Source organism: Acinetobacter sp. NBRC 110496, from assembly GCF_000876115.1.
In the GTDB taxonomy this organism is placed as follows: domain Bacteria; phylum Pseudomonadota; class Gammaproteobacteria; order Pseudomonadales; family Moraxellaceae; genus Acinetobacter.
In genome coordinates this window covers 38,521-51,415 of record NZ_BBTF01000015.1, presented here as the reverse complement: position 1 = coordinate 51,415, position 12,895 = coordinate 38,521, and the positions used below count along the sequence as shown (strand labels likewise).

At 41.9% G+C, this 12,895-nt stretch carries 11 protein-coding genes; 7 read left to right on the top strand and 4 right to left on the bottom strand.

Annotated features, from left to right (window positions below; translation table 11 throughout):
* The first annotated feature begins 7 nt into the window (after positions 1 to 7).
* The 4 genes from Aba26S_RS09585 (at position 8) to Aba26S_RS21120 (ending at position 4,110) form a co-directional block, all read left to right on the top strand.
* The gene (locus Aba26S_RS09585; RefSeq protein ID WP_043971690.1) at positions 8 to 1,024 is read left to right on the top strand and encodes a methyltransferase; all 1,017 of its coding nucleotides are present in this window, start codon (positions 8 to 10) and stop codon (positions 1,022 to 1,024) included.
* Between the two features lie 18 nt (positions 1,025 to 1,042).
* Positions 1,043 to 2,500 (top strand): amino acid permease, encoded by a 1,458-nt coding sequence (locus Aba26S_RS09580; protein ID WP_043971688.1) that lies wholly within the window; start codon positions 1,043 to 1,045, stop codon positions 2,498 to 2,500.
* A gap of 241 nt (positions 2,501 to 2,741) precedes the next feature.
* Positions 2,742 to 3,947 (top strand): RtcB family protein, encoded by a 1,206-nt coding sequence (locus Aba26S_RS09575; RefSeq protein WP_005244117.1) that lies wholly within the window; start codon positions 2,742 to 2,744, stop codon positions 3,945 to 3,947.
* A gap of 4 nt (positions 3,948 to 3,951) precedes the next feature.
* Positions 3,952 to 4,110, top strand: coding sequence for a hypothetical protein (locus tag Aba26S_RS21120; RefSeq protein ID WP_005244118.1), 159 nt, complete (start codon positions 3,952 to 3,954; stop codon positions 4,108 to 4,110).
* 117 nt (positions 4,111 to 4,227) lie between these two features.
* Here the strand turns inward: Aba26S_RS21120 and omp38 are convergent, their stop codons facing one another.
* A complete protein-coding gene (omp38, locus tag Aba26S_RS09570) occupies positions 4,228 to 5,283 on the bottom strand; it encodes an outer membrane protein Omp38 (protein ID WP_005244119.1) in 1,056 nt (351 codons plus the stop codon).
* 382 nt (positions 5,284 to 5,665) lie between these two features.
* Here omp38 and Aba26S_RS09565 point away from each other — a divergent pair, with 382 nt between their 5' ends.
* The 3 genes from Aba26S_RS09565 to Aba26S_RS09555 all read left to right on the top strand — a co-directional run bounded on the left by Aba26S_RS09565 (position 5,666) and on the right by Aba26S_RS09555 (position 8,045).
* Positions 5,666 to 6,181, top strand: coding sequence for a GspH/FimT family pseudopilin (locus Aba26S_RS09565; RefSeq protein WP_005244120.1), 516 nt, complete (start codon positions 5,666 to 5,668; stop codon positions 6,179 to 6,181).
* 110 nt (positions 6,182 to 6,291) lie between these two features.
* Entirely contained in the window at positions 6,292 to 7,467 is a 1,176-nt protein-coding gene (locus tag Aba26S_RS09560) for an acetyl-CoA C-acyltransferase (protein WP_005244121.1), read from the top strand.
* A 134-nt stretch (positions 7,468 to 7,601) separates the two neighbouring features.
* A complete protein-coding gene (locus Aba26S_RS09555) occupies positions 7,602 to 8,045 on the top strand; it encodes a VOC family protein (protein ID WP_005244123.1) in 444 nt (147 codons plus the stop codon).
* 55 nt (positions 8,046 to 8,100) lie between these two features.
* Here the strand turns inward: Aba26S_RS09555 and Aba26S_RS09550 are convergent, their stop codons facing one another.
* From Aba26S_RS09550 to Aba26S_RS09540, 3 genes are all read right to left on the bottom strand, one after another.
* Positions 8,101 to 8,586: a DUF934 domain-containing protein gene (locus Aba26S_RS09550; protein ID WP_005244124.1), complete on the bottom strand. Its 486-nt coding sequence runs from the start codon at positions 8,584 to 8,586 to the stop codon at positions 8,101 to 8,103.
* Positions 8,579 to 10,222 (bottom strand): nitrite/sulfite reductase, encoded by a 1,644-nt coding sequence (locus Aba26S_RS09545; protein ID WP_005244127.1) that lies wholly within the window; start codon positions 10,220 to 10,222, stop codon positions 8,579 to 8,581. The genes Aba26S_RS09550 and Aba26S_RS09545 overlap by 8 nt, the downstream gene beginning before the upstream one ends.
* Positions 10,223 to 10,395: 173 nt before the next feature.
* On the bottom strand, positions 10,396 to 12,801 hold the full coding sequence (locus Aba26S_RS09540) for a glucose/quinate/shikimate family membrane-bound PQQ-dependent dehydrogenase (protein ID WP_043971725.1): 2,406 nt from the start codon (positions 12,799 to 12,801) through the stop codon (positions 10,396 to 10,398).
* Between the last annotated feature and the right edge of the window lie 94 nt (positions 12,802 to 12,895).

Below are 12,895 nucleotides of genomic sequence, written 5' to 3'. Positions count from 1 at the left end.
GATCAAAATGGATCCACGTAGTGAAGTTGTCATCCGACAGCAAGATTATTTAAATGGCCAAGTCTTATTGATCAATGCGCCCAATGATCAGCTCGCCAAAAATTTACCCGAAAAAGCCCAAGCATCCGTGTGGACTTGGAATTATGCTGATCATCTAAGTTTTTTAAAAACTGATATCAACTCACATTTTTCAGTTGAGTTTCCTCAAGCCCAATTTGATCAAGTTGTTATTTTTGTTCCTAAATCAAAAGAATTATTAAACTATATTCTGCATGTTGTCATGAGCCACCTAAAACTGGATCAGCAGGTTTTTTTAGTGGGTGAAAAAAAAGGCGGTGTTGAGCGAGCGGCCAAGCAATTACAGCCTTATGGTAAAACATTAAAACTCGATAGCGCACGTCACTGTCAATTTTGGCAAATGAAAATTGAAAAAACTGAACAGTTAAAACCACTTGAAAACTGGTTAAAAAGCTATACAGTTCAGATAGATCAAGATCAATTAGAGATCTGCGCCCTACCCGGTGTGTTTAGTCAAAATCATTTAGATGTCGGAACAGCCATATTAGTCCCTTACCTTAGCCAAGTAAAATCAGGTAAGATTGCCGACTTTGGTTGTGGTGCTGGAATTATTAGCGCTTATTTAGCCAAGCTAAATCCGAACCAACAAATTTTTGCACTTGATGTTGATGCATTTGCATTACGGTCAACTGAGCTGACTTTTCAGAAAAACAATCTGAATCTCAATCAGTTAAATCTACATGCTGTCACTGGTTTCGTCGATGCACCCAAAGATTTGGATGCCATCGTAAGCAATCCACCTTTTCATCAGGGGATTCATACCAATTACGATGCCAGTGAAGAACTTTGCCAACGTGCGAAACAGCATCTGAAAAATGCAGGTGAATTATGGATCGTAGCCAATCGTTTTCTGAATTACCCGCCCCTCATTGAGCAAAATTTTGGTCAATGTTTGGTTAAGGCAGATCAACAAGGATTCAAGGTGTTATATGCCTGTGCAAAATAAACATTTTAAGGAATTTTTATGAGCGATACATCTGCTCCTCAACACCTTCAGCGTAAGCTCGGGGCACGTCACCTGAACATGATTGCGATTGGTGGATCGATCGGCACAGGCTTATTCCTTGCTTCTGGTTCGACCATTGCAACTGCCGGTCCCGGCGGTGCCTTACTGGCCTATGCGCTCATTGGTATCATGATCTACTTCTTGATGACCAGTTTAGGTGAGTTAGCCACGCACAATCCAACATCGGGTGCATTCTTTACCTATGGCAGTCGCTATGTCGAAGACGGCTTTGGTTTTGCTTTAGGTTGGAACTATTGGTACAACTGGGCGATTACTGTTGCATTTGAATTGGTTGCGGTTCAATTCATCATGAAATTCTGGTTTCCCGATATTCCCGGGTTCTACTGGAGTGCGATCTTCCTAGCCATTATTTTTGGGATTAATGCCTTAACGGTGAAAGGTTTTGGTGAAAGTGAATTTTTATTCTCCTTGATCAAAGTCATTGCCATTATCGTGTTTATTGTCATTGGGATCTGGATGATTGCTAAAATCATGCTGACACCTAATGTATCGGTATTTCAGCACTGGACTTACAAAGAAGCGCCATTTGTCGGTGGCTTACAAGCCCTGATCGGGGTTGCCATGATTGCCGGATTCTCGTTCCAAGGGACTGAGATGGTGGGGGTTGCAGCGGGTGAATCTAAAGATCCGAAGAAAACCATTCCTTTAGCGATTAAACAGATCTTCTGGCGCATTTTACTGTTCTATATCCTGTGTATCTTTATTATCGGGACATTGGTCAGCTATGACGACCCACTGTTGTTAAAAGCAGCTCAAAGTGAAGATATTGCACTTTCACCATTTACATTACTATATGAAAAAGCAGGCTTTGCTTTCGCAGCAAGTTTAATGAATGCGGTGATTCTCAGTGCAATCTTATCTGCGGGTAACTCTGGAATGTATTCTTCTACCCGTATGTTATTTGATATGGCCAAAGAAGGCCGCGCGCCAAAATGGTTCTCGAAACTGGATGGCCGCGGTGTACCCATGAATGCCCTCTACGCAACGACTGCGGTTGCAGCGCTGTGTTTCTTAACCACGTTCATTGGTGAGAAACAGGTATTCAACTGGTTACTCAATATGTCAGGCATGTGTGGCTTCATTGTCTGGCTTGGGATTGCGATTTCACACTATCGTTTCCGTAAAGGTTATATCGCACAAGGTTATAAGGTTGAAGACCTTGCTTACCGCGCCAAGTTTTTCCCATTTGCACCATGGTTTGCATTTATTCTTTGTTCGATCATTATCTTAGGTCAAAACTATCAAGCTCTGCTCGGTGGAAAAATTGATTGGTTAGGGTTGATCTCAACCTATATCAGCATTCCATTATTTTTGGCAATTTGGCTCGGTTACAAGTGGAAACACAAGACTAAACTGATTGCATATCAAGATATGAATGTGAAAGAAGGCGAATAAAAACTTGACCCAAATGAAAATATGAGTAAAATCGCGCTCATATTTTCAACGGCACCACATAATAGGAGGACGACAGCATGCCATTACAACTAGGAACTACACCATAAGATTTGGCACTGTCAACTCACGGACAAGTGTTCAAATATTATGATCGCTTGTCCGAATGCTCTATTTAACCTAGCATTCGCTAGGTTTTTTTACGCCTATTCGGACCAACAATTAAAATACCCGAGACAAGAAAATGGGCATACAAAAAATTCTCAATGCTGAGGCTGAATATGGCGTTCCAGTGAAAATTTTCACCAACGACATTGATAGCGAAAGTATTGAACAACTGAAAAAAATGGCACAACTACAATTTGTTTATTCACATATTGCCGTGATGCCTGATGTACATGTCGGCAAAGGTGCGACTGTAGGTAGCGTGATTCCCACAAAAAATGCCATCATCCCCGCAGCCGTAGGGGTTGATATCGGTTGTGGCATGAATGCGATTCGACTCAATCTTAAAGCGTCACAACTACCAGATCATCTAGCACCATTACGCCATGCGATTGAACGCAAAGTCCCTGTCGGCTTTGAATTACACAAACAAGTGAAAGCTAAAGCTTCTAGTATTATTCCGCTAGAAAAACGCTTACAACCTATCATCAAAAAACATCCCGGCTTGGTTCGAATGCTAAGAAAGTTTGATGCCACTTGGCAAAAACAGCTGGGGACCTTAGGGGGCGGCAATCACTTTATTGAACTGTGTCTTGATGAAAATCAGGACGTCTGGGTCATGCTACACTCAGGTAGCCGCGGTTTAGGCAATGTGATCGGTACATATTTCATTGAATTGGCAAAGAAAGAAGCACAGCATCGTTTCGGTCACGTTCCGGACAAAGACTTAAGTTATTTTGCTGAAGGCTCAAATAGTTTTGACGATTATGTTGAAGCCGTGCAATGGGCACAAGAATACGCCTTTGAAAACAGACGTGAAATGATGCGTCTGATCCTAGAAGCGATTCGTCCACTACTACCACCTTTTCAAATGACCAAAGAAGCAATTAACTGCCACCACAATTATGTGAGTCAAGAAACCCACTTTGGTGAGAATCTATTGATAACACGTAAAGGTGCAATTCGGGCAGGTCAGGATGAATTGGGCATTATCCCAGGTTCAATGGGAGCTCGCTCTTATATCGTCAAAGGCAAGGCCAATCCAGAGTCCTTTTGCTCATGTTCACATGGTGCAGGTAGAAAGATGAGCCGCAGTAAGGCAAAACTGCTATTTAGCCAAGATGACTTGATTCAGCAAACCCAAGGGATTGAATGCCGAAAGGACAGCGCTGTGATTGATGAAATTCCAGCTGCCTATAAAGATATTGATCAAGTTATGGCAAACCAAGCGGACTTGATCGAAATTGTACACACCCTCAAACAAATCTTATGCATTAAAGGTTAATGATATGAAACTCAAGGAAATGCCTAAAATCAAAGTGCGAAACCCAGTTGCACTCTCCCCTTTATTACACAAAGGTGGCGTTCATGAAACAGAGAAACCACGAGCACAGCATCGTCGTGCAAGACAGGATGCCAAACAGCAACTAAAAAAACAGATGTGGTAACTCAAAATCACACCCCTCTAACGATGAAGGAGAACAAACAAAATGGTTCAATATTTAAATTACTCAAATAAAAAAAGCGACTCAATTGAGTCGCTTTTTTATGATCTTAACTAGAGATTATCTAGCTTGACCTGGTTGTACAAGAACAGTACGGCTACCGCTGATCGCAGCAAATACGCGACGGTTCATAGCACGACCTTCTTTAGTTTTGTTGTCAGCAATCGGTTGATCCCAAGCGAAGCCTTGAGTTGTCAAACGAGATGCGCTTACGTTGTATTCGTTAACAAGTGCAGACTTAACAGAGTTAGCACGCGCTAAAGATAAACGTTCGTTTAACTTACGTGGACCAGTGTTATCTGTGTGACCTTCAATGCGAGCTGTCGCATTCGGGTACTCAGCTAACTTCTCTGCAACTTTAGCAATTTCAGACTTGTATTGTGGCTTGATGTCAGACTTGTTCGTATCGAAGAATACGCGAAGTTCCATGTTAAGGTCTTCAGTCAACTCTTGTGGTTGTGGAGCAACTGGAGTTGGTTCAACTGGAGTAACTTCTACTACTGCAGCAGCAGGTTTCAAGTGACCACCAAGAACTACGTTTAAGCCTGCAAGTGCAGTATAGTTCCAGAAATCTTCATCGATGTTATAAGTACCACGAGCTTCTGTACGAAGAGACAAAGCATCGTTCAAGCGCCAGAAAGCACCAAAACCTGCATTACCCAAAGTACCTTCTTCTTTCAAGCCACGACCAGCGCGACCCAATTGAGCTGGAGTAGCATCATCAAATGTATATTTGTAATGACCAGCACCTAACAATACGTAAGGCTTGATTTTGCTGTCATAGTTTTTAGTGATCAAATCAGAAGTAACATAGAAGTTACCGTTGATTTGTTGTTGTTTGTAGCTAGCATTAGGAGTAGAACCGTCTACATCACCTTTAACTTGGTTGTATTCAGCTTCAAAACCTAACCATGGCGTTAATTCAACACCTAGTGCAGCACCAACAAATAAGTCATCCTTAATTTCAGGAGCATTTGTTAAATGCTTAGGACCATTGTTGCTTTTAGAATCTTGGAATGTGTAACCAAGCATCAATGGTGTTACTGTAATACCCGCATTAGCAGCAGCTAAAGGAGCAGCAACAAGCATAGCAAGTGCAATACGACTCAATTTCATGGATATCCTCCAGAGATAACAATTGTTTGTTGTGTAAGCTTAGCCTATGATTTTTCGTCCTGAGAACACGAATGTCCAACAGTATTATTTTTTAAGCTATTCACTTCACTTTGAATCATACAAACACTTGATGAATTTTCCAAGTGCTTGATAACTTTAACCTCGTAAATTATTGACAAAATTTCTTACAATTTCCGTTGTAGTTCAGTAAATTTTCAATTCCCATTTAATATTGGGATGAATTATGGTTTTAAAGCTTGCGATTTAGTATTTCTTAATTAATTTATTAGTAATATTTTTATTGCCGATCCTGTTCTGGATTATAAAAAATCAATCCAAGTATTTGTTAATCAAAAATTTAATAAAAACACAAAGAGATAATATGTTTAAATTCCATGGACTGACTCTAATCGAATTAATCATCACGCTTGGAGTTTTAGCCATTCTTGCCACCTTTGCAGTCCCCTATTTCCGTGAAATTATGATCTCAAACGAAGCTGCCTACCTTAAAAGAATCCTCACAATTCATATACAAAAAGCAAAAACGGATGCACAACTTCATCATCAAAATGTGATGCTGTGCCCAAGTTCTGATGAGATTCATTGTGATCATGACTGGAATAAAGGTTTTATTGGATTTATTGATAGCAATCGGAATAGACAACGAGATGCAGAGGAAACATTGTTATTTACAATTGCACTCAACCATAAATATGGTCATTTAAGCTATAGAGCATTTGGCAATACCCCCGATTCTATTATATTTCAATCCAGCAATGGTCTTCCTCTAGCATCTAACGGCAGTTTCATCTATTGCTCAACCTCTCCAAACTATCATACGAAAATTATGTTAAGCCGAATGGGTAATATACGTTTCGAAAAGTTATCGCGTTGCTAAAAACTCTTCAGTCTAGCCTAAAATAGGTAAAACACTTTATTCAGATGCTTTTTTTACTATACTGCTTAAGTTTGGAACATTTTTATAAATTATAAGTGTGGAGACACATCATGACTGACATCGTAATCGTTAACGGCGCTCGTACAGCAATGGGCGGCTTCCAAGGTGCACTTTCAGGTGTAACAGCACCAGAACTAGGTGCAGTAACAATTAAAGAAGCAATTGCTCGTTCTGGCCTACAACCAACCGATGTAGAAGAAGTAATCATGGGTTGTGTTTTACCAGCGGGTTTAAAACAAGGCCCTGCACGTCAAGCCATGCGTCAAGCAGGTCTACCAGATTCTACCGGTGCAGTCACTATTAACAAGCTTTGCGGTTCTGGCATGAAAGCCGTGATGCAAGCAACTGATATGATCAAGGCTGGCAGTGCAGAAATCGTCGTTGCGGGCGGTATGGAATCAATGACCAACGCACCGTATATATTACCTAAAGCACGTGCTGGCTATCGTATGGGCCATGGTGAAATTAAAGACCATATGTTCCTTGATGGCTTAGAAGATGCTGAAACAGGTCGTTTAATGGGCTCATTTGCCCAAGATATGGCCAATAAACGCAGCTATACACGTGAACAAATGGATGATTTTGCGATTCGTTCTTTGCAACGCGCACAAAAGGCCATTACTGAAGGTTACTTTAAGGATGAGATCGTACCTGTTACCGTTTCGACACGTAAAGGCGACGTGGTGATTGATCAGGATGAACAACCATTAAGTGCAAAAATTGACAAGATTCCATCACTTAAACCCGCTTTTGCAAAAGACGGAACCATTACCGCCGCAAACGCAAGCTCAATCTCGGATGGTGCATCTGCACTGGTGTTAACATCTAGCGATGTTGCAACGCAACGTGGTTTACAGCCTTTGGCAAAAATTATTGCAACTGCTTCAAACTCACAGCACCCTTCTGAATTTACCATTGCTCCTGTCGGCGCGATTGAAAAAGTATTGAACAAAGCTGGTTGGGATGCGCAAGACGTCGATCTATGGGAAATCAATGAAGCTTTTGCGATGGTCACCATGTGCCCAATCGATGATTTCAAATTAGATGCTGAAAAAGTCAATATTAATGGAGGTGCTTGTGCATTGGGTCACCCTGTTGGCTCTACAGGTTCTCGTATCATCCTGACATTGATTCACGCACTTAAACGTACGGGTGGTAAGAAAGGTGTTGCTGCGCTGTGTATCGGTGGTGGTGAAGCAACTGCGGTCGCAATTGAATTGATCTAAATAATTTTTCAATTTGTTCAAAAAATCCTGCGTAATGCAGGATTTTTTAGGTTTGGGATTACAAAAAATAATGCATCCATTGCTAAAATCCCGATAAGTTATGCATTGTATAAAAAAACAACAAGGAGTCCCCCATGCAACTCAATCATTATCTAAATTTCAAAGGACAAGCAGAACAAGCATTTAACTTTTATAAATCTGTGTTTGGTGGTGAATTTGCCATGCTTAGTCGTTATGGTGATATGCCACCGACTGAAGGTATTAGCCTATCAGAAGCCGATAAAAATTTAATTTTACATGTGTCCTTACCCATCAATGAATTTACCGTATTGATGGCATCTGATACCAATGACCAGTTCTGTGCTCCCAACAGTGTCTTTACCCAAGGTACAAATCACTATATTTCAATCAATCTCGACCCGGATGAGTTGGATGAAGCGCAACGACTATTTGATGCTTTGTCTGCGAATGGCCAAATTGAAATGCCACTCGAAAAGACCTTCTGGGGTGCACTCTACGGCGCTTTTACCGATCAGTTCGGGATCAAATGGATGATCAATTGCCAGCTAGATGAATAATCTGCATCAAATAAAAAAGCTGAACCAAAGTTCAGCTTTTTTTGTTTCAATCTCTTTACGCACCAGTTTGATAACTTGCCTGTGGCACAGCAGTTGAAGCTTGATAAGGGTTGGTAAAGTCCTGAAGCCCTGCAGCCGCTTCATGAATATCCTTACCCTCTTTCACCACAAAAGTGTCAAAGCCAGAACGTTTTAAATAGTTTAAAACGTCCTTAAAGATATCACCGACCGCTCGTAACTCACCTTGATAACCTTGGCGACGTAATAAAGCAGCAAATGAATAACCACGACCATCATTGAAACCGGCAAACTCAATAAAGATCGCATCCAGTTCATTTAATGGAAATTGGTGTGTTTCAGGTGAATCATCAACAGTAATGTACAACGCCTTCTTACCTTGTACATGTGCTAATTGATCCAGCTGTGCCGTTGTAAGCACCACATCCCCCTGTGGAACAACGCCCTCTTCGGTAATGATTTGGTAGCTATTGTCAGCAATCGTGCCATCTTTAAACAGCACTTGTAGCGTTGTATTAAGCATAAGCACGCTCCTTAAATGGTTGAATGCCGACACGGCGGTAAGTATCAATAAAGCGCTCACCTTCATTACGTAAGTCAAGGTAGGTATTCAAGATTTCATCAATCACATCAGGTACAGCATCTGCAGCAAAAGATGGGCCTAGGATATCCCCTAATGATGCATCATGATCAGCATGTCCACCCAGCGTGATCTGATAAAACTCAGCACCTTTTTTGTCCACACCGAGAATACCAATGTTGCCGACATGGTGATGACCACAAGCATTCATACAGCCAGAAATGTTTAGATCCAGTTCACCTAAATTATAGATCGTGTCTAAATCTTCAAAACGGCGGCTGATCGCTTCCGAGATCGGAATTGATTTGGCATTGGCCAATGAGCAGAAGTCGCCACCTGGACAGCAAATAATATCGGTAATAAAGCCAATATGCGCACGCGCCATGTTGTGATGTTCAAGCGTTTGCCACAATTCAAATAAATCTTTTTGTGGTACATCAACCAACGAAATATTTTGTTCATGGGTGGTACGGAACTCACCAAAGGTATACTTATCGGCTAAATCTGCGATTAAGTTCATTTCTTCAGTGGTGACATCACCAGGAGCAACGCCGGCACGCTTCAAGGAAATCGTCACAATACGATAGCCTTTGACTTTATGCGCATTGGTATTAACGTTAAACCATTGTTTGAATTTCGGATGTTCGGCAAACAAAGCTGTGAAATCTTGATCTTCTAAATCTTGATAAGCAAATGGAGTGAACTCTTCATCCAATTTTTTCAAGATTTCAGGTTGAATCTTTAATGTTTCGCGTGTGTGCTGAAACTCAGCTTCCACTTTTTGTGCAAATACTTCTGGTGTTAAAGCTTTCACCAAAATTTTGATACGTGCTTTGTATTTGTTATCACGGCGGCCATGCAAGTTATACACACGTAAAGTTGCTTCCAAATAAGCAATCAAATCTTCACGTGGCAAGAATTCACGGATCACACTACCAATGATCGGGGTACGCCCCAAACCACCGCCCACCATAATTTTGTAACCCATTTCGCCTGCATCATTACGCACCAGATAAACACCGATGTCATGGAATGCTGTGGCAGCACGGTCTTTTTCTGCTAAAGCCGAAACCGCGATTTTGAACTTGCGTGGCAAAAAGGCAAATTCAGGATGGAAGGTACTCCACTGACGAATCAATTCACAGGTCGGACGTGGATCCGCAATTTCACCCGCAACCACACCTGCAAACTGGTCAGTCGTAGTATTACGGATACAGTTACCTGAGGTTTGTACCGCGTGCATTTGTACCGTTGCCAGTTCAGCAAGGATATCTGGTACATTTTCTAATGCAGGCCAGTTCAACTGAATATTTTGACGCGTTGAAACGTGTGCATAGCCACGGTCATATTCAGTCGCAATTTCAGCAATTTTTCTGAGTTGTTTGGTATTCATCAAGCCATACGGCACAGCGATACGGAGCATAGGCGCATAACGTTGCACATACAGACCATTTTGCAAACGTAATGGACGATATTCGTCTTCTGTTAATTTTCCTGCTAAATAGCGTTCTGTTTGATCGCGAAACTGAGCAACACGTTGGTTAATCAGCTGTTGATCGAAATCCGTATATAAATACATGGCGTATGGCTAGTCATTCATTATAAAGGCGACTAGCATAGCGAGCTTTCATTCATCAACAAAATGCTTTTTTTGCATATTTAATAACGGTTTTATTGATAAGCCTATCTAATTGCCACAAAAAGAAAAAGCCTAGACGAATCTAGGCTTTTTCGGATAATTTCTAAATGAAATTAGTTCTTATCTGGCAATGCATAAGCGACGAGATAATCACCCATTTTGGTGCCGAATGAACCGTGTCCACCCGCCATAATCACCACATACTGTTTGCCATTGGCTTCATAAGTCATTGGTGTTGCTTGTCCACCCGCAGGTAAACGTGCTTCCCATAACTTGTCACCATTTGAAACATTGAATGCGCGAATATAGTTATCTTGTGTTGCACCAACAAACATCACATTACCCGCAGTCGAAATCGAACCACCTAAACCAGGCACACCAATTTTCACTGGTGGTAATTGGAATAATGTTGGCAAGCTATCACGGATGGTACCAATACGTTTTTTCCAGACCACTTCATGGGTTTTTAAATCCACACCAGCAACAAAGCCCCAGCCTGGTTGTTTACATGGCAAACCTAATGGGGAAAGGAACGGACTGATATCCACACCATATGGCGTGCCATACATCGGTTGCATACCATGCTCCGTACCAGCACCACGTGCAACCGCTTGGCGATTTGGATCTGCTGGAATTAAACGGCTTACGAACGGTAAACCAATCGGGTTCATGACTGCAACCTGACGGTCCGCATTCACAGACATACCACCCCACTCAAATACCCCCAAATTACCAGGGAATACTAAAGTTCCGTTTTCAGAAGGTGGCGTATAAATACCATCATAGTTCAAACTTTTAAATTTCACACGACACATCAACTGGTCAAACATGGTGGCACCCCACATGTCTTTATCCGTCAATTTGTCTTTTGGTGCTAAATCGAAGTCAGAGAACGGTTGAGTTTTTGAGTAGAACTCACCTTTGGTTTGAGGACCCCATTTCACCGTTTGCGGAACAGGTTTCTCTGTAATCGGTACAATCGGCTGACCATTACGACGATCTAAAACAAAGGCATTCCCTGTTTTGGTCAATACATAAATCGCAGGGACTGTTTGACCTGATTTATCTTGAATATCGGCCAATGAAGGTTGTGATGGTACATCCATATCCCACAAATCATGATGTGTGGTTTGGAAGTGCCAGACCAACTTACCTGTCGTTGCATTAATCGCCAGCATTGAGTTGGCATAACGCTCTTTCAACTCAGTACGGTCACCCCCCCAGATATCTGGTGTACCGACGCCTGTTGGTACATAGACGATATCCAGTTTTGAGTCATAGGCAAGCGGCGCCCAAGCATTAGGTGAGTTATGTACAAACGTTGTGCCTTGACCAGGCATTGCATTTGGATCAGTTGCACCTGTATCAAATACCCATAACAACTTACCCGTGTTGACATCATAACCACGGATGACACCTGAAGGCTCTTTATTCGAATGGTTATCCGTTACAGAACCAGCAATCACCACAGTTGTACCAGAAACCACACCTGGAGAAGTCGGGTTATAACCACCTGGGTAGGCGTATGGCATGAATTCCTGTAAGTTTACTTCACCGTTTTGACCAAAGTCAGAACATGCCTTACCTGTATCTGCATTCACAGCAACTAAACGGCCATCATTCACAGGTACAAATACTTTACGCGGACACTCAGTTGAACTCGACTTTTTCGCCTGTAAACTGGTTGCAAATTCAGTGGTATTGGCCGCATCGTAGTACATCACACCACGACAAGTTAAATGCTGAAAAGTTTTATCCGCTTTGAGTTTCGGATCAAAACGCCATTTTTCCTTACCTGTCGCAGGATCAATTGAAATCAAATGTTGATGTGGCGTACACATAAACATGTTATTGCCAATCTTGATTGGTGTGACCTGATTGGTGGTTTCACCCGAATCATTTTCAGTACGGAAATCGCCAGTACGCAATGTCCAAGCTACTTTTAGATCTTTAACGTTTTTATCATTGATCTGTGTCAATGGCGAGTAGCGCTCACCACCCTGACTACGACCGTATGCTGGCCAATCTTCAGGTGCGATACCCTCCACTGCTTTCGCTTGTGCGGGTTGTGGTGTTTGAATCACCCCATTAATTTCTTGTGGATCATTGAAGATCGAATACACCATCACCACAATCGCAATCGCTAAAGTCGATGATAGCGCGACTTTACTCGAACTGAGATTATCAATACCACGCGTTACCGCAGGTACCAGTAACCACAACCCCAAAATGCCGAGGATATCAAGACGCGGTGCCAGTGCCCAGAAATCGGTTCCAACTTCCCAAACACCCCAAACAACGCTACCTAACATCAATCCAGCATAGACCCATAAAGGCCCTGACGCTCGTTTATAAAGTTGTACTGCTACAACCAGTAACAGTACGCCTGCAATCACATAATAAAAAGACCCACCAATTACTGCGAGCCAGATACCACCAATCAGCAAGAACAATGCAATGAGGGCGATAATCACCACCGTCAATGTTCTAAGCCCAGATTTTGAAGCAGATTGATTCATAAGATCACCTTGCATCTTTTATATTTTGGATCCATAAAAAGCAAAAAAGGTCTGTTTTTATGGTCGAGTTCAAATCACAACAACTTTGCAGATC